The 18,755-nt window shown below is 35.6% G+C and carries 18 protein-coding genes; 1 reads left to right on the top strand and 17 read right to left on the bottom strand.

The window, feature by feature from the left end:
* The first annotated feature begins 113 nt into the window (after positions 1–113).
* Entirely contained in the window at positions 114–1,487 is a 1,374-nt protein-coding gene (locus AA0X71_RS05475; protein ID WP_413360141.1) for a sigma-54 interaction domain-containing protein, read from the top strand.
* Positions 1,488–1,507: 20 nt separating this feature from the next.
* Here AA0X71_RS05475 and yugI read toward each other — a convergent pair whose 3' ends face one another.
* The 17 genes from yugI to AA0X71_RS05390 form a co-directional block, all read right to left on the bottom strand.
* Positions 1,508–1,900, bottom strand: a complete 393-nt coding sequence (gene yugI / locus AA0X71_RS05470; RefSeq protein WP_413360139.1) for a S1 domain-containing post-transcriptional regulator GSP13 — start codon at positions 1,898–1,900, stop codon at positions 1,508–1,510.
* Between the two features lie 269 nt (positions 1,901–2,169).
* Positions 2,170–3,441 carry a cellulase family glycosylhydrolase gene (locus AA0X71_RS05465; RefSeq protein WP_413360137.1) on the bottom strand — a complete coding sequence of 424 codons (1,272 nt, stop codon included), beginning with the start codon at positions 3,439–3,441 and terminating at the stop codon, positions 2,170–2,172.
* Between the two features lie 48 nt (positions 3,442–3,489).
* Positions 3,490–3,996 carry a D-glycero-alpha-D-manno-heptose-1,7-bisphosphate 7-phosphatase gene (locus AA0X71_RS05460; RefSeq protein ID WP_413360135.1) on the bottom strand — a complete coding sequence of 169 codons (507 nt, stop codon included), beginning with the start codon at positions 3,994–3,996 and terminating at the stop codon, positions 3,490–3,492.
* Positions 3,971–5,095 (bottom strand): glycosyltransferase family 9 protein, encoded by a 1,125-nt coding sequence (locus AA0X71_RS05455; protein WP_413360133.1) that lies wholly within the window; start codon positions 5,093–5,095, stop codon positions 3,971–3,973. Before AA0X71_RS05455 ends, AA0X71_RS05460 begins: the two co-directional genes overlap by 26 nt.
* A gap of 65 nt (positions 5,096–5,160) precedes the next feature.
* Complete coding sequence (gene rfaE1, locus AA0X71_RS05450) at positions 5,161–6,621, bottom strand: D-glycero-beta-D-manno-heptose-7-phosphate kinase (protein WP_413360131.1); 1,461 nt, start codon at positions 6,619–6,621, stop codon at positions 5,161–5,163.
* Positions 6,605–7,195: an SIS domain-containing protein gene (locus tag AA0X71_RS05445; protein WP_413360129.1), complete on the bottom strand. Its 591-nt coding sequence runs from the start codon at positions 7,193–7,195 to the stop codon at positions 6,605–6,607. The genes rfaE1 and AA0X71_RS05445 overlap by 17 nt, the downstream gene beginning before the upstream one ends.
* Before the next feature lie 48 nt (positions 7,196–7,243).
* Entirely contained in the window at positions 7,244–8,713 is a 1,470-nt protein-coding gene (locus AA0X71_RS05440) for a flippase (RefSeq protein ID WP_413360127.1), read from the bottom strand.
* A 59-nt stretch (positions 8,714–8,772) separates the two neighbouring features.
* A complete protein-coding gene (locus AA0X71_RS05435) occupies positions 8,773–9,780 on the bottom strand; it encodes a glycosyltransferase family 2 protein (RefSeq protein WP_413360125.1) in 1,008 nt (335 codons plus the stop codon).
* Between the two features lie 47 nt (positions 9,781–9,827).
* Positions 9,828–10,844, bottom strand: coding sequence for a dTDP-glucose 4,6-dehydratase (gene rfbB, locus AA0X71_RS05430; protein ID WP_413360123.1), 1,017 nt, complete (start codon positions 10,842–10,844; stop codon positions 9,828–9,830).
* Between the two features lie 7 nt (positions 10,845–10,851).
* A complete protein-coding gene (gene rfbA, locus AA0X71_RS05425; protein WP_413360121.1) occupies positions 10,852–11,763 on the bottom strand; it encodes a glucose-1-phosphate thymidylyltransferase RfbA in 912 nt (303 codons plus the stop codon).
* Between the two features lie 22 nt (positions 11,764–11,785).
* The gene (locus AA0X71_RS05420) at positions 11,786–12,880 is read right to left on the bottom strand and encodes a DegT/DnrJ/EryC1/StrS family aminotransferase (protein WP_413360119.1); all 1,095 of its coding nucleotides are present in this window, start codon (positions 12,878–12,880) and stop codon (positions 11,786–11,788) included.
* The gene (locus AA0X71_RS05415) at positions 12,873–13,289 is read right to left on the bottom strand and encodes a sugar 3,4-ketoisomerase (protein WP_413360117.1); all 417 of its coding nucleotides are present in this window, start codon (positions 13,287–13,289) and stop codon (positions 12,873–12,875) included. The genes AA0X71_RS05420 and AA0X71_RS05415 overlap by 8 nt, the downstream gene beginning before the upstream one ends.
* Before the next feature lie 29 nt (positions 13,290–13,318).
* The gene (locus AA0X71_RS05410) at positions 13,319–14,389 is read right to left on the bottom strand and encodes a glycosyltransferase family 2 protein (protein WP_413360115.1); all 1,071 of its coding nucleotides are present in this window, start codon (positions 14,387–14,389) and stop codon (positions 13,319–13,321) included.
* A 28-nt stretch (positions 14,390–14,417) separates the two neighbouring features.
* Entirely contained in the window at positions 14,418–15,425 is a 1,008-nt protein-coding gene (locus AA0X71_RS05405; protein WP_413360113.1) for a glycosyltransferase, read from the bottom strand.
* Between the two features lie 41 nt (positions 15,426–15,466).
* Positions 15,467–16,579 carry a glycosyltransferase gene (locus AA0X71_RS05400; RefSeq protein WP_413360111.1) on the bottom strand — a complete coding sequence of 371 codons (1,113 nt, stop codon included), beginning with the start codon at positions 16,577–16,579 and terminating at the stop codon, positions 15,467–15,469.
* 17 nt (positions 16,580–16,596) lie between these two features.
* Entirely contained in the window at positions 16,597–17,598 is a 1,002-nt protein-coding gene (locus AA0X71_RS05395; RefSeq protein WP_413360108.1) for a glycosyltransferase family 2 protein, read from the bottom strand.
* 16 nt (positions 17,599–17,614) lie between these two features.
* Complete coding sequence (locus AA0X71_RS05390) at positions 17,615–18,730, bottom strand: EpsG family protein (protein ID WP_413360105.1); 1,116 nt, start codon at positions 18,728–18,730, stop codon at positions 17,615–17,617.
* Between the last annotated feature and the right edge of the window lie 25 nt (positions 18,731–18,755).

Here is an 18,755-nt window from a genome sequence, read left to right as displayed (position 1 = left end):
TGGCAAGCTTCGGATCTTTTTTGCATGCAAAATATTTTTGCTAACTTAGATTATTTTTGCAAAATTTCTTTGCAGTAGATAAAATGAAGAAAAAGGATGGAAGAGGAAGAAGCATGAATGAAAAAGAAGTAATATATGAAAAAGTTCTCAATTCAATCGATGTAGGCGTCCATGTCATAGATTCCACAGGTAAAACGATTATTTACAATAAAAAAATGAGTGAAATTGAAGGGATGAACATCGAGGACGTTTTAGAAAAAAGACTTCAGGAAGTATTCTCTTTCCACCACAATAGTGAAAGTACTTTATTGAAAGTGTTACAAAATGGAGAGGGCATTACAAATATTCGACAGTCTTACTTTAATAACAAAGGGCAGGAAATTACAACGATTAATAATTCGTATCCATTAATGAAAGACGGAGTACTCATCGGCGCTATGGAGATTGCACGAGATGTAACGAAAATTGAAAAAATTCTTCAGGATCATATATATAATAAAGGCGAGGCGAAAGTTACCTTTGAAAGCTTGATTGGCCACGATAAAGTATTTTTAGATGTAATTGAATCGAGCAAAAGAGCGACAAGGACAAACTCCACTATCTTAATTATTGGGGAAACCGGCACAGGTAAGGAGCTATTTGCTCAAAGCATCCACCATAGTAGCAGTCGTGCTTCAAGACCATTTATCACGCAAAACTGTGCAGCCATTCCAGAAACCCTCTTGGAAGGAATATTGTTTGGTACGAAGAAAGGTGCCTTTACAGGGGCTGTGGAGCGGCCAGGGCTGTTTGAACAGGCAGAAGGAGGTACTTTGCTATTAGATGAAATCAATTCCCTTGATCTCCCCTTACAAGCAAAGCTTTTAAGAGTGATTCAAGAAAAAAAGGTCCGACGAATTGGCGATACAAAAGATCGACCTGTTGATGTACGAATTATCGCGACCATTAACGAGGATCCAATTGATGCCATTACGAACGGAAGGATGCGAAAGGATTTATTTTATCGCCTAAGTGTTGTTTCATTATTTATCCCTCCACTTAGAGATAGGAAAAGTGATATACCGGAGCTTATCTCATTTTTTATCAAAAAATATAATCAATTATTTGGGATGGACATCGATGGGGTTGATCGATTATTAATGGAAAACTTTCTTGAATACGACTGGCCTGGTAATGTTCGAGAACTAGAGCATCTTATTGAAGGGGCGATGAACCTCGTTCATGAAGAAAGTGTCATTACGGTCTCCCATTTACCAAATCATATACGCTACAAACCGCCATTCAGAAATGACGCGATCACGTATCCAGAATTGAGTGAAGTAGACGAGAATAAAACTCTTGAACAGTTTTTAAGAGATGCAGAAATGACTTTTTTAAAAAAAGCGTTAACACAACATAATGGGAATATTTCACAAACAGCTAAATCACTTGGAATGAGTCGACAAAATCTTCAGTATCGATTACGCAAAATAAAAAGCCTAGAGTAAATACTAGGCTTTTAGTCATATTAGCGTTGGGATTGTTCAATCCACTCTTGAAGCTTATCTTTAAGCGTATTGAAGCCTTGTGGTGCTTCTTCTTGTTTGAATGCTGCCGCAGCTTGGCGACGACGAGGAGCTGCTTTCTTCGCCTTTGGTGCTTCAGTTTGAGCTGGAGCTTCTTGAGTAGCACGGATAGATAAACCAATCTTTCCAGCTGCTTCATCAATAGAAAGAACCTTTACTGTTACTTCATCTCCCACTTTTAGTTGCTCGTTAATATCTTTAACGAAACCGTGAGTAACTTCAGATATATGAACTAGTCCTTGAGTATTCTCATCAATTGCAACAAACGCTCCATAAGGCTGGATTCCTGTTACCTTTCCTGTAACTACACTTCCTACTTCGATCTTTTCACTCATGTAAACACTCCTAAGTTATGATATATTTTTATACTTTACCCTACTCTATAGGCGATAACCCTATAATTTTAGGGAAACTGCCTTAGAGTACAACTAACCTTAGTAATCATAAACGGGACAAACTTTCCGTCCACATATTTTGTTTGTCCTTCTTATATAAATGACGATTAACTTCCTAAGATCAGTATCACTTTATACGCAATATAAAATTATATCACAAGTTAGAGTTTTTTTCAAAAAGAGAAGAAAGAAATATACCTTTACAAATTTCATTTGGAATTATTCAAGAAAAAATATAATGGTTCATTACCAATTTCAACCATACGGTTATCTTTATCATGAGTATTTAATCTCTTTCCAAGCATTGAAAATACTTGTCCCTCAGTACTTTCTATGGGAAACTTTATTTCATGGATTGAATCGACTGACCACATGATATACAATTCTTGTTCCTCGTCATTTATAAACTTTAATACATAATCATTCGAGTTATCGGTCTCGACTCTTTCCAATAATTGATAATTAGATGTCAAATATGAAAATGCATTGATGGCCTCATAGGCTAATTTAGCATATGAGGTATCATAATGGCGAATTCCGAAATTATGCTCGCCGTTATTTTCATCTGTTCCATCATTTTCCCAGCCATATATAACACTTAACGGGATGTCTTCCAACATATTCATTAGGATCATTCTAATAAGATAGGCAGCTTGTTGTTCTTCCGTTAAGTTCAGTCCATACCAACCATTTCCTGTTGAGTATCCCCACTCGCCAGATATGATTGGTATTTGTTTAGATGAGTATTTTTCCAACAGTTTTCTTAACATATCATACTCATAGGAGACCGTTTCAGGTGACCAAGAACGATATGGATGGACGGATAATGCATCGATAAAGTCAAGAGCCCCTTCCTTAAATAATTGCTCCAACCAGTCTAACGATTCTTCTGATAAGCCTGCCAATGCTGGGGCGACTACATATCCACTTCGATCATTTTCTTTTATTGTCATATACGTTTGTTTTAATAAAACATAGTACTCCTTCGGATCCCATGATTGAATATTAGGTTCATTCCATACTTCCCAAATAATACTTTTGTTTCTATAACGCTCTGTTGCTTCATCTACATAATGATTAAATGCTTGTAATCCTTCTACCGTTTTAATAAGCGTACCATCTTCTTCATAAAGAAGATTGCTATAGTCAAGAACATAATATGGCCTTATCCCTTTGTTAATAAGCTCATTCGTTAATTCATCATATCCATTCGTTTCAAAATCATACTCACCTTTATCTTTTTCAATCGAGGACCAAAATAAGTCTGTTCTCACGATATCAAAATCTGCATCCACAATCCTATCTATATCAGCTTGCTTACCCGTAAAATGAATATTGATCCCGAGACCGGTGGGTGTCTCGACAAATTCGTATTTCTTAATAAAATAGAGAGCTAGACAGAGGAAGAGCACAACAAGTACTATAAGGGCTCGCCATTTTTTTATTGTCGCACTTTTTTTCTTGTATCCTTCTTTTTTCACCTTAAGCCTCCCCTTTATTGCTATGCTCTTTCCTTCTTTGCTTCTTTTCTACACCACTCCGATGCTTCTACAAAAATCAAAAAGGTTATCTCCTTGAAATAAATAACCTCTCATTCCAATCGCTTTAGCAGCTAGCAGATCTGTAGACTTATCGCCAATTAAAAAGCTCTCCTGCAAATTAATTCTCCCCTTTAAAACAGCCATTTCAATTAACCCTGGTCCCGGCTTACGACATTCACAATCACATGTATAAGCACTCGAACCTATGAGGGGATGATGTGGACAATAATAAAAACCATCTATTTTTTCACCAATGATTTTCTGTAGCTCATGATTCATCCACACATGAAGTTTCCTGACATCTTCTTCTGTATAGTAGCCTCTTGCTACTCCTGATTGATTTGTAATAACATAGAGCAAATAACCTTTACTCTTAAACGCTCGAATACTCTCAATCGCTCCTGGCTTCCATACAAAATCTTTTGGACGATACACATAACCATAGTCTTCATTTAACACTCCATCTCTATCAAAAAACACCGCTGGATATAGCAAGAGATTCTCCTTTTTCTACATAATAAATAACATCTTCTACTCGAATAGTTGAGATACATCCATCTTTAATCGAACAATGATGATCTTCAAATCCTAGGCTTAAAGGCTTATCACATTGAACCCTTGGCGTTAGAACGACAGCCTTATCTGATACTGGGCCCCATCTTTTCGGTGATGTAGGTCCATGCAGAGCAATGATGCTTGTGTCTATCGCAGCTGCAAGATGCATAATACCAGTGTTAACTGTGATCATAAGAATGCTCTCGTTGATCACAGCAGCCGTCTCTTCTAAGGAAAGTCTCCCTGCTACCGATAGGCAGTCATGTTCTTGAAATGGACGAAGTCTTTGCACCAATGCCTCCGCCCGTTCTCCATCTTCTTTTCCACCAGTTAAGATAATATTGTAACCTCTGGACATGAGCAGTTGGGCTAATTCCTCCCATAAACGCATCGGCCATTCCTTCTTCTCTTTATGGGATCCTGATGCAAACATGTGGAAAACAATATACTGACCAGTAGGCTGTAACAAGTCCTTTACGACTTTCTTGCTCTCTTCCTTTATATTAAAAACAGGATGTTCATGATAAAGTCGGCAAGGAAGGATTTTTAGGAGACTTCTATAGTTCTCTAATTCATGTAGCTCATCAGAATGTTCAACAAAACGATCATAGATATAATGCCTAAACATATTCGTTCGCTTAAAACCCATTTTTATTTCTGCTTTTATGACAAATGATAATAATGCATTAAACCTTGCCCACGGACCGAAATCCAATAACCAGTCTGCTTTAGGTAATCTTCTTAACATGAATAAACTTTGTAAAATTTTGCCCATATCTACATCAATGATGTTGTCAACATCCGGATTATTCTTTGCTGCAAGTAAATTTCCCTTTGAACATATGAGCGCAATGTTGGCGTGTGGATATTCCCGTCTTAACTCTTTGATAACCGAAGAAAGCAAGATTGTATCACCAATAGCGGCAATCATCACGATCACAATTCTTTCAGGCTTCTCCATCCTGCTCCTATTTCTTTTTCTTAAGAGCCCTAATAAAAAAATCAACGGAATTCCTAAGTATTTATCCAGTAATTTCAATTTCGAACTTCCCCGTTCTCCCAAACATGACACCTTCTTTATATGAAAAATTGGCAGTCGAAAGATTAATTCGTCATTCTCTCAATTAAACTCGTTGTGGAATACCCATCAATAAAAGATAAAATTTCTACTTTTTTAGCATATTCTTTTCCCACAACCTCCTCGGCTCGATAATCTCCACCCTTTACAAGGACATCTGGCCTTATTTCTGAAATCAGACGAAGCGGAGTATCTTCATCAAAAATGATCACTGCATCAACAAATTCAAAAAAAGACAGCATCTTCGCTCGATCCTGTTCATGATTAACTGGTCTATTTATCCCTTTTAAACGCTTAACAGATTGATCACTATTCAAGCCGATGATTAATTTATCTCCTAGCTCTTTCGCATTTTTAAGGTATGTTGCATGGCCAATATGAAGAAGATCAAAACAGCCATTTGTAAAAATAATTCGTTCTCCCTTGTTGCGCCAACCATCTACTAATGCTTGAAAATTGTTTTCGGAAAAAATTTTATTTATTATTCTTCTATCGTTTAAAAATTCCAGCTTCGAGATTAACTCCACATCCTTAACTGCATATGTCCCCAACTTTCCAACCACGATTCCAGCAGCGATATTAGAAATTTTCACCGCATCTTGAACAGGAATTCCCATTCCCATGATGGCTCCAAGCGTGGAAACTACTGTATCTCCTGCACCTGATACATCAAATACCTCCTTCGCTAAAGTCGAAAAATCATTGATTTCATTTTCTCCAACTAAACTCATGCCTTGTTCTGAACGTGTAATTAACAAATAATCAAGGTCGTACTTTTTCCGAAGTTCTTTCCCGTACTCATGAATATCTTGATTGCTATTAGGAATATCCTTTCCTAATAAATCACTTAATTCCTTTAAATTTGGGGTGACAATGGTTGCACCCCTATATTTATCCCAATTGTCCCCTTTTGGGTCAATAATAACGGGAATCTCCTTTTTCTTCGCTGTAAATAAGACTGATTGACATAGTTCAAACTGACAAAAACCTTTACCATAATCAGAAATAATAATGGCATCGTACTTCTCGATGCTTAGTAGGTGCACGAACCACTCTTCAAACTTTTGTACCCCTTCATCAGACAGTTCCACATTCTCTTCCTGATCCATTCTCAATACTTGTTGATTGCCGCTGATAATTCTTGTTTTGATTGTGGTAGAGCGATCGTCCGTCTGGATTCCCGATACATCAATCCCCTTGAAACTTAGCATTTCTAATAAATCATCTCTTCCTCTGTCCCTTCCGACTACCCCTGCAAGAGATACTTGGCAACCTAAATGGACAAGATTATTGGCGACATTCGCTGCGCCTCCTAAAGTTTGTGTCGCCTCTTTCAAGTTAACCACCGGAACAGGTGCCTCAGGTGAAATACGCTTCATTTCACAAAAATAATATTGGTCAAGCATGACATCACCAATGACAAGTACACGACAACTTTTTATTTTGGTTTGAAAACGTTGAATAATCTCTTTAAGACTCCAGTTCATAGTCATTTTCCTCATCAATAATCTCACAAATGATATGTCCTATTAAAATATGAGCCTCCTGAATTCTTGCCGTATTTCTTGAAGGGATCACGATACAACGATGACATATGTCTTTCATCATCCCACCATCTTTCCCTGTTAACCCAATGGTAAGCGCTCCTTTATCATTTGCCCGCTTTATGGCCCTAATGATATTGTCACTATTACCTGATGTAGTAATCCCGATCACAATATCATGAGGTTTTACTAGAGCCTCTATTTGTCTACTAAATATTTCTTCATAACCATAATCATTTCCAACCGCGGTTAAGATGGAGGTATCCGTCGTCAAAGCAATGGCTGGTAAACCTTCTCTTTCTTTGACAAATCTGCCAACAAGTTCCGCTGCCAAGTGCTGACTATCCGCCGCACTCCCACCATTTCCCATGAAAAATATCGTGTTTTTATGATTAATCGCAGCCTTACATAGATAGCTTATATTCTCTATTTCTTCCTTTAAATTCTCTTCGATTTTTACCATTAATTCTAGATGCTCCTGTAAAGCAGAATTGAATATCGTTTTGATAGTATTCATAGATTCAACTCCCAATCCATATAAAAAAAAGAGACAGACGCCTCTTTTTTAAAATGTACTTTTTTTGTAGACTCGTTTTTTCATAAGGGCAAAATAACGCTTCCTCAGCTCGTTTAAAAGTAAACCATCATTTTTATAGTATTCGATCACAACCACAATCACTAGATAAGTGATAGCCCCTATACTTATTTGCATTAAAGTCGTGCCCACCCCTGCGCCTCCATATATTCCAATCGCTCTGACAACAAAATACATGACAATGCCCGCAATAAAATAATCACCTGCCTTAAAAAAAATAGGTTTAAATGTAAACTCCCTTTTTATTGCGATAAATTGAACGATGAGCACAAAAAACTCTGCTGCTAACGTTGAAATTGCCGCACCAATTGCACCATACTGCTTAATTAGAAATAGATTCATTACTAAATTGATGACCGCTCCGATATAAACGGATACATTGTATACTTTCATTCTACCTAACGGCAATAAATATTGAGTTCCAAAGACTCCACTCCAAGCCATAAATAAAATGGTCGGACTAATGATAAGTAATATATTAATTGTTTGCTCAAATTCTTTCCCTAGATACCATGGGATAAATTCCGAAGATATCCCTGCAAGCCCAAACATAATGGGAACGGCAATCATCGTCGAAAAATCAAGTGATTTATGAATATATCCCTTCACTTCCTCTGTTTTTCCAGAGCTAAAGATATAGGCGATTTTTGGAAGCATAATCGTCCCTAAAGATGTGACAAAGGTTAAGCACACCTTCAACAGTTTATCTGCATAATCAAAAAGTCCCACCTCGGTTTTCGTCGAAAATACCCCGAGCATTGTCTTATTTAAGACAAAATAAATTTGGATGGCGATTAACGGAATAAAATAGACGAGTGTTGGTTTTAAATGACTGAGAATATCAGGAAAAGTAATGGGCACATACGTAATATAATCTTTGATTCCCACCCAAAGAACAATTTGCCCTACTAACGTAGAGCCCGTCATAATTAGAGTATAGATCGCTAAATCGTCAGGATTCTTTACGAGAATAAAGAGCAAAATAATGCTTATTACTCTTACTACCGTGTTCCTTAACACGATGCTCTTAAATTTCTCAAGCCCTGTAAAAAACCATGTACAATCCACTAAACAAGACAATAACGCCAGTGTTTGAATATACATAATTAGCTTACTTTCGTTTACTCCAAATTGAACAAATAAAACATAAGCAACAATCGCAAGCAGTGACATGATGATTTGCAGAGCAAAAATACTAAAGAATGTTCTACTTAATTTTTGCTTATCATCTCTTACAGTAGCGATCGTCTTACTTCCATAAACTCCAATTCCTAGTGTTCCCATTAAAATGAAATATTGGACAATAGAGCCTGAATAGGCAAACACCCCTACTCCGTTCGCCCCCAACACCCTCGATACATATGGAACGGTCATTAAAGGAAATAAAACCATTATGATTTGATACATTAATTCGAATAAGTAATTTTTTCTTAGACTCAAAGTTTAATCACCTAATTTGGATGAACTAAGGTTTGTACTTATTAGCACGAACGCTCATTTCACCGTAACATCATTCGATTATCTATTCTTTTCCAAATATATTCTGCCATCATCGATAACACCGGATGAATTTTGAATAGATTGTATTTAATTTTTCGATTCGTACTGAGTACCACTTTCCCTCTACTTTCGAATAGTTGAATGAATTGCTTTCTTAAATTTCTATATACTTGCCGTTCTTCTGGACAAGAGTTCTTAATCAAATAGTAATCTACAAACAATAGATTCAAATAATGCTCATACGACTTTTCATATAGATCTTCATACCCTTTTTCTTTAAAGTATTGGATTCTTTCCTGTAAAGCTTCTAATCTATCAAGTCTTTTAAGATTGAATTTCTGTCCCGTAATACTTGTGTTCCTTTGGAGATAATAGTACAAAGGGATAGATGTATACACCACTTTACTGGCATTGTCCAATAGATGATGCATGATAAAGTCATCCTCATGAATTTTCCCCACTTTAAACCTTACCCCATCAAATAGCTCTTTCTTGTACAATTTGTTCCAAACTCCTAAAGTAATATATTGAAGCTCTGTATACAAATGAAGTAACGTCTGACGATTATTAAAAACAGAGATAGACTCCTTACCTGTATCGAGTACATCAAAAGACAGTTTCGTTGTCCCTTCATTTTCTTGAACAACAGAATAGCCACAAATTGATATATCAGCACGATGCTCTTTTAAATTTTTATGCAATAGCTCATACATTCTTGGATGAATATAATCATCAGGGTCTACAAAGCAAATATAATCCCCTTTTGCCAGTTCGACCCCGGCATTTCTAGCAGCTGATAAGCCCCCATTTTCCTGATGTTTGACGATTACTCTTTGATCTTGACATGCGTATTGTTCACATATTTCAGCGCAGTTATCTGGCGAGCCATCATTGACTAAGATAACTTCTATTTTTCGATACGTCTGTTGTAAAATGGAATCTAAACATTTAGGAAGATACTCCTGAACCATATAGATTGGTACAATGACAGATATTAATTCTTCCAAAATTGAGCACCACTTTTCTTCTTATTTAACACGGGCAATTTTCCATTCTAATAAACTAGAGCCGTTTTATTGAAAAGCCATTGATCATTTTGAACATACCAATTAATTGTTTCCATTATTCCTTTTTCAAATTGATAAATAGGTTCCCAACCAAGCTCCTTCGTAATCTTCGAATGGTCAATCGCATATCTCCGATCATGACCTAAACGATCCTCTGTGAAATGAATGAGACTTTCCTTTTTACCAAGAAGCTTAAGAAGCAGTTTAACCACTTCGATATTCTCCATTTCACTATTTCCACCAATATTATAAATTTCCCCTGCTTTTCCTTTATGCAATACTGCATCTATCGCTCGACAATGATCGTATACATGAAGCCAATCACGAATCTGCTTCCCATCACCGTAAACAGGCAATCTCTTGTCTTGAAGTGCATGACTGATCATTAAAGGAATTAATTTCTCGGGAAACTGGAAAGGACCATAATTATTGGAACATCTTGTTATATTTATCGGTAAACCATAGGTTTCATAATAAGCTCTTACGATCATATCTGCAGCTGCTTTTGACGCTGAATACGGACTATTTGGGGCGAGATTTGTCTCTTCAGTAAAAAATCCCTCTTTTTCCAATGTGCCATATACTTCATCTGTTGAAATTTGAATAAATTTCACCCCAGTTTTATATTGGATGTTATTTTTTGTTGATAGTTCCGTTTGCCAATGCTCTTTCGCCACTTCTAGTAAAATATTGGTGCCCAAGACATTGGTCTGTAGAAAAACTTCAGGATTATCGATACTACGATCAACATGCGTTTCAGCTGCAAAATGAATGACAATATCAATCGAGAATTGCCTAAATATCTGATTAAGCAAAGAGCGATCACCTATATCTCCTTTAATAAATTGATAATTCTTTTTTTCCGGTAATCGCGTAAGATTAGTCAAATGGCCTGCATACGTCAATGCATCAAGATTAACGAGTGTATAATCGTATTTAGAAACCATATATCTGATGAAATTCGAACCGATAAAACCGGCCCCTCCCGTAACAAGAATATTCATTCTTCCCTTACCCTCCGTTCATTGAGGAATAGGCTAATGGATACTCCTCAACAGTACTATCAGCTAGTTCCATTAAATATTTTCCGTAATCTGTTTTCATAAGTGGGTAAGCCAATTCAATCAATTCCTGCTTAGAAATATATCCTTTTCTATAAGCAATTTCTTCTAGGCAGGCGATATACATTCCCTGCCTTTTTTGGATGACCTCAACAAAATTTGAAGCATTAAGAAGGGACTCATTTGTACCCGTATCCAACCAGGCTAATCCTCTCCCTAGCACCTCTACTTTCAGTTCTCCCCTTTGTAAATATTCATTTAGAATAGAGGTTATCTCTACTTCTCCCCTTGAAGATGGCTGAACCTTTTTCGCTATTTCAACCACCTTGTTATCAAAGAAATATAAACCTGGAATCGCAAATTTAGATTTTGGCCTTTTTGGTTTTTCTTCAATCGATATTGCTGCCCCATTGTCCCCTATCTCCACAACTCCATATGCGCTCGGATCATTCACGTAACAGCCAAAAATAATACCTCCTATTTCCAAGGAGGTAGCATTTTCAATGAATTCAACAAAATTCGTTCCGTAAAAGATGTTATCACCCAAAATTAAAGCGACGGAGGAATCTCCTATAAATTCTTCACCGATAATAAAAGCTTCTGCTAAACCATTCGGTTTTTCTTGAGTGGCGTAATCAATGGTTAATCCTAAATGACTACCATCGCCAAATAATTCTTTAAACCCACCTATATCACGTGGCGTAGAAATTAAGAGGATTTCTTTTATTCCAGCAAGCATTAAAATAGATAATGGATAGTAGATCATCGGTTTATCATATATAGGCAAAATTTGTTTTGAAACAGCTTTTGTTAACGGATATAGTCTTGTGCCAGAGCCCCCAGCTAAAATGATTCCCTTCATGCTTTGCCTCCTTTCTTTTTCTTCATCCTTTGTATTGATTTGCCGTAGTCACAATATGTTCAATCTGCTCTCTTGTCATAACTGGATACAGCGGCAAACTGACAACTTGCTCTGCAAGCAACTCAGTCAGCGGTAACCTTAAATCATTTAACTCGACATATGCTTCTTGTTTATGAGGGGCGATTGGATAATGAACGAGCGTACTGATCTCATTAGCGCTCATATAGGCCTGAAAATCTCGTCGGTTCTCTACTCTTATTACAAACAAATGCCAAACATGACTTTCTTCGTCATCAGGAAAGTTCGGTAGGATTATATTTGGATTCCGTATATGTTCACAATAATAACGAGCTATTTCTCTTCGCTTGGCATTATCTTCATCTAAATGCGGTAATTTCAATCTTAATAACCCAGCTTGTATCTCATCTAAACGGCTATTAACCCCTTTTTCACTATTCATATATTTAATTTGTGAGCCATAGTTTCTTAATGCTTTAATTCTTGACGCAAGTCCTGTATCATCTGTTGTGATCGCTCCACCATCTCCGAAAGCTCCAAGATTTTTCCCAGGATAAAAACTAAATGCAGCGGCATCACCAAGACTTCCAACCCTTCTTCCACTGAGTTTGGCTCCATGTGCTTGCGCTGCATCTTCAATTATTTTCAATTGATATTTTTGTGCTAATAACCAAAGCTTCTCCATTTCTACTCCACGTCCATATAAATGGACTAATAATATTGCCTTTGTGCTTGATGTAATCGAGTCTTCAATTAATTCTAGATCGAGATTAAAGGTTACTTCACTTGGTTCAATAATAATCGGCGTTGCACCAGTGGCAGTAATCGCTAAAATGGTCGCAATATAAGTATTTCCAGGAACGATCACTTCGTCGCCCTCTGTTATGTTATATCCCTTTAAAATTAACGTTAAAGCGTCTAGTCCATTCCCTACACCAATGCAATGCTTAGTTCCACAATAACGAGCGAATTCTGACTCAAACATATTCACTTCATTGCCTAAAATATATTGAGCATCATTTAAGAATTGTTTAAAAAAATCTAGAGCATCAGTAGCATGCCTATCATTTAAAGACTTTAAATCAAGAAAGTTAATCATGGATTATCTCCTTATATCGAACTAGATTGATGAAATCATCATAGCTTCTTACATAGTCTTCAACTTTATAATAAGCATCGGCTAGCACCAATAACACACAGTCCTCTGAGAAGTCCTTCATTTCTCGCCAAATAAAACTGTCAATCATTAATCCTTGGTTTGGACTATTTAAGTTGTACTCCCTTTTATCGATCCCGTCATCTAAAATGATCGTACAGGACCCGCTTACACATATAAGCACTTGCTTCAACTCTTTATGAGCATGGCCACCCCTAGATAAATTTTGTCTATTGCCAAAAATATAATAAACCCGTTTGATCGAAAATGGGATATGAATATTCTCCTCAATGGATACTAAACAACCTCTATCATCTGAAAATTCAGAAAAATTAACCATTACTTTTTCCAACCTAGATTTCCCCCTTTTCTTTCATAAATCTATAACACTAAAAACATATTCAGCTCACTAAAAAGAAACGGACTTATCAGCATGGTATTTGTACTTTTATTTCCAACACCTATCTTCTGTGTTTTCATCCTTTGCCATGTATTCATACAAACCTTATACAAAAGAGGATTATACTTGAAAAGACTATACTTAATCTTCACATTCATTGGTAGATCATGTAAATGTTCACTCAATCTTCTATATTTTTCTTGTAACCCTTGTAATATCCATACTTCCTTCGGGAAAAATTTCCGAACTAGAAAATAGTGTTTCGGAAGCATATTTAAATAATCATCGAGAGTTTGATTATATAATCGTTGAAATCCTCTCTCTTGAAAAAATAGCATTCTTTCTTCTAAAGCCTCTAAAAAATCCAATCTCGTTAAATTGAATTTCTTGCCCATAAAGCTGGACTTTCTTTGCATATAAAAATATAACGGTAAATTCGAATACACAACTTTAGATGCCCGATCTAAAATTCGATGGACAATAAATTCATCTTCATGCCATTTGCCAGTTTTAAATCGTAAGCCATTAAATATTTCTCTTTTGTACAACTTATTCCACACGACAATATTTTCTACATGTAAATCTCCATATAAAGTTTCAAGTATCTCCCGTTCTTCGTATATCTCTATGTGCTCATTTCCGATTCTTTTTGCTGCTAAATGATCGTTTATTTCTTCCTCTTCATATACGTATTGAAAACTACTAACTGAAATATCTGCCTTATAATGGTGCAAGTTTTTATACAAGATTTCATATAATTGATGATTGACATAATCATCACAATCGACAAAAGCAATATAGTTCCCTTCTGCCATATCTAGTCCTTTGTTCATTGCTGCTGAAGGACCTCTGTTTTCCTGATAAAAGATTCTTATCCTTTGATTTTTCTCGGCATATTTTTGACAAATATGCAAACTACCATCTAAAGAACCATCATCAATTAGAATTAATTCAAAGTGGGGATAGCTTTGATTCAGAATGGATTCAATACACTTCGGTAAGTATTTCTCGCTATTGTATACGGGTACGATAACAGAAATTAAATCTTCCATTTCGTTTTTACCTCCTCAGCCTTTTTGATTATGTCCTTTGTTGAATATTGAAATTTCGATAAATATGGATTAATAATGGCAATAATTTGATTTTATATAATAGAAGCTTTATAAAGAGACGAGTCTCTCGATACGGATGAAGATAATAGATTTTTTTTAACGAAATTGGTTTTAAAAGAGATTCAAAAACATGTATTAAATCTCTAGAACTTCTAATGACATGAACAGCTGAACTGTATTCTGATAAAAGTTTTTTCGAACAATAATAGTCATACTCATCTTCAAATTGTTCATACAGTCGCTCCTGAATCAAAATCTCTTTCACACCTTTAATCGCCATAGCAAAATCTTCAATATTACGAATACTTTTCGTATGCGTAATCGAGTCATGATGTTGAACATAATGATAAAGTATTTGATTCAAATATAGACATGTATTTATTTTGGTGAGGATCGAAAAGATCATTGGAATGTCCTCATAAGCCATATTTGGATACGTAATTTGATTTTCAACAAGGATACTTCTCTTAATTAATTTATTAAAGGAAAAGCCTTCTACTAGCTCATGATCATGACATAAAAATAGCCTTAGAATTTCTTCTCTTGTCATGATTTTATGATCATATTCCGAATGGTCCTTATTTTCGATGACATCTCCCGTCACATCCACTCTGTTCCAATTGCAAATAACGATGTCGACTTTATTCTTAATCGCTTCACTGTACATCTGCTCCACCATATTTCGTTCAATAAAATCATCCGAATCAACGAAGACTAAATAATCACCTGTGGCCTGCTGTATCGCTCTATTTCGCGCTATTGCCTGACCACTATTCTCTTGATTTAGGAGAATAATATGGTCGAATTCTTCTTCCAATTTTGTTAATATTTCAAAGCTGCGATCTGTTGAGCCATCATTCACGACAATAATTTCAATATCCTCCATCGTTTGATTTAGGACGCTTTCCATACATCGATTTATAAATTTCTCACTATTAAAAACCGGGATAATGATGCTCACCTTTACTCGTTTCACTGGTGTTCCACCTACCATCTTTGAAATTGGCTAAGACCGGATCATGCTTCTCCTAAACCCTTAAATACTTTTTCAAATTCTGGGATCACAGCCTCAAAAGAAAATTCATTTGCCCGCTTTATCCTCTCATATTCATGATGTAATCTATCTTCATTATTTAATGTCTCTACAATATTCAAGGCAAGGGTTTGATAATCCCTTACAGGTGATAAAAGCCCATATTTACCATCAGCCAGAATTTCCGCTGGGCCACTTGGACAATCTGTAGATACTACTGGGATTCCAACGGCTAATGCTTCTGCCACCACCACTGAAAACCCCTCATAAATGGAACTAAGTGCAAACACATCAGCTGAACGTATATAAGCGTAGGGATTATGAACAAATCCTTTTAACTCTACACTCTCTTCCACTTCTAATTCTTTAATCAAGCTCTCTAAATATCGTCTTTGAGGACCTTCGCCCAGTATGACTAATTTTGTTTTAACTTGATGTTCTAATAAATATTTATGAGCCTTAATAAGATCATCAAACCCCTTCATCTCAGTCAGCCTACCAATCCCCAAAATGACAGGGTCTGATGTAGGAATATTCACAACTTTCTCATCCATCATTCGATGAATATCCTTTATTCTCACAGGGTTATAAATTCGTTTAACAGGGACATTCACCTGTGGGAACATCACCTCAAAAGATCTTTTCACACCATTGGAAACAGCAATAATGGTATTTAATTTTCTATACAACCTATTAATCAAGAAGCGATGCATTTTTTCATTCGTTTTCGGATATTTTCGAACATCGATATGCACCCATCCAATCGCTGGCGTTCTTGTTATCACAGAGGCCATTGCTGCCAAGTATGTAGGCGTCATTTCGAGAGAACCGACAATTCCATCTACCTGTCTAGCAGCCTTTAAGACCGTTCGAAATACTTTAAAAGGATGAAAATAACTTTTTTCTTTTCCTGTTAATACCTTTGTTACTTCAATATCTGCCGGTACTGCTTCGGTTAATTCTCCAAAATAATGAATGATTAAAATAGAAGGCTCAAATACATCTTTATCCAAATGGCGAATGACATCCAACGTTACCCTCTCAGCCCCACCACCTTGGAGACTCTGCATAATAAATAATATTTTTTTCTTTTTCAATTGTTGGTGACACCTCTTTATCTCTTTCGATAATTTCTGGCCATCAAAAAAGCAACTGTATAGGCAGTTGCAACTAAGTTTTCACCCAAGCGATCCATTCTTTTTACATAGTTTTCTCCGAATCGATTCCTAAAATAATCGCTGTTTTTTTTTAAGTGAGGATTATTTTTCCAATTGTAAAAATATTTGTACAAAAGTTCCCTCGTAACTTTCATTTTTTTATAAAAACCAATAAAGTTAAAATGATAGTATTTTAATTGACGATACATATTTGGCCACATGAGAATCTTTATAAATTGATAACATAGACCATCAGCGTTTTTTGTAGAAAATGCATGATTTCCTACATAAAAATGATGAGTGTCTTCCAACATTTCATATATATCATTAATTTTAGGTGAGATTGTGGTTAGCAAGCTTCCTTCTCGATTTTTCCGATATTTATAAAGTGGTTTATTAATATAAACATAGTCTTTTACATAATAAAGCAACTTATAAATGGTCCCAACATCTTCATAAAGTTTTCCCTTTGGAAACTTTATATGTTGAAAAAAAGTCGCTCGATAAACTTTGTTCCATGCACTTGGTTGAACAGTCCAAATTTGGTCAGCGAGTTCTATTCCCTTCACAACATTCTTATAACCATCATCGCCCACATCCATCCAATCAAAGATAACTAAGTCTGGTTTAGATTTTAATGCTTCCATCACTTCTGAAAAATAGGTGATATCTACATAATCATCGCTATCAAGAAAAGTCACATATTGAAAGTTAATAAATTGAAGACCATAATTTCTTGCATCTGATAGACCACCATTTTCTTTATAGACATACTCTATCTGTTCGTATTTTTGTGCATAATTTCTTGCTATCTCTCCAGACTGATCGGTTGAACCATCGTCAACAAGAATAAGCTGAATGTTGCCTCTGTCTCCCATACTATCAAGAACGGTACGTAAACAATGAGAAAGATATGTTTCAACATTATAAATCGGAATCACAATACTTAATCCGTCCATCAAAATCTTCTCCCAACTAAATTAAAAACGAATAGGGCACAATCCCATGTACGTTTATTAGCAATCTGAGGATATAATACAATATCCAAAAAGCAATGATCAGAAAAACGAATAGCTGATCAAGTAATTTCTTTTTATTTAATAAATGATGAATTAAATAAGCATAGAAATAAATATTGAAGCAAGAAAAATAAATTTGTAATCGATCTACGGCCTCTATTCCAGCAAGTGCATATAACCACAAATTAATAATGACTGCATTCATGCTAAATATATAAAGTTTGTAATTAATGTTTAAATGCTCATTGAATTTGGGTATATAAAGGGCGATACTAACAATAATCATTTGGATCATGACTGGGATTAATTGAATGAACCCTTTTTCCTTATTTACACCAAAAAAAACGTATCCACTCGCATATTTCTCTCCATACGCTCCAGCAATAGAGATCAGTAATTCACCAATACTATTCTTAACCGATGGCAAAAAATAGAGCACAATCGTGACGAAAAATAGAGGAATCACCATTTTTGGACTCCATTTTTTTCTAGGAATGAAAATTAACACAAACATGAAGATCGCACTATCATGAAAGAGCATAGCTATTAAAACAACGAAGATATATTTGAGCCGGTCGAATTTCTTTTCAGAGCTGACTAGATGAGCAAAACAAAATATAATCGATACTGCGACTAATTGACGTACTTGATTAAAGCTATTGAAATAAATATGCATGATGATAAATAAAAAAATGCTAATTAAATAGTTCGGTGTATTCTTCTTAACAGCATAAAAAATGAACATTAAAAAAATGGAATATATCATGGTTGAGAAAACATAAAAACTATTGTATTTATCCGCTAGATGATAAATAAAACTAATACCTGGCTCAAGTAATCCGATATATGTTTTATGCATAAAAAAACTGACATACATAGGATAATCTACGCCAACTTCTGCACCTTTAAATGCTGCTAAATATAGAAGAATGATATACCAGATGAATAATACACCATTACTTTTGAAAACAAACCCTTCATTTTCACTTCCTATTGCATCATTCATTATCGTAATTCTCGAAAGGAATAAACAGTACAACATCGCTATTGTAAGAACAAAATAAATAAGCATTCGCTTCTCCTATACGTCGTAACAT

The sequence above is a fragment of the Robertmurraya phoenicis genome, assembly GCF_047302285.1.
In the GTDB taxonomy this organism is placed as follows: domain Bacteria; phylum Bacillota; class Bacilli; order Bacillales; family Cytobacillaceae; genus Robertmurraya.
The sequence above is the reverse complement of the archived record's forward strand: the minus strand, read 5'-3'. Positions and strand labels throughout refer to the sequence as shown.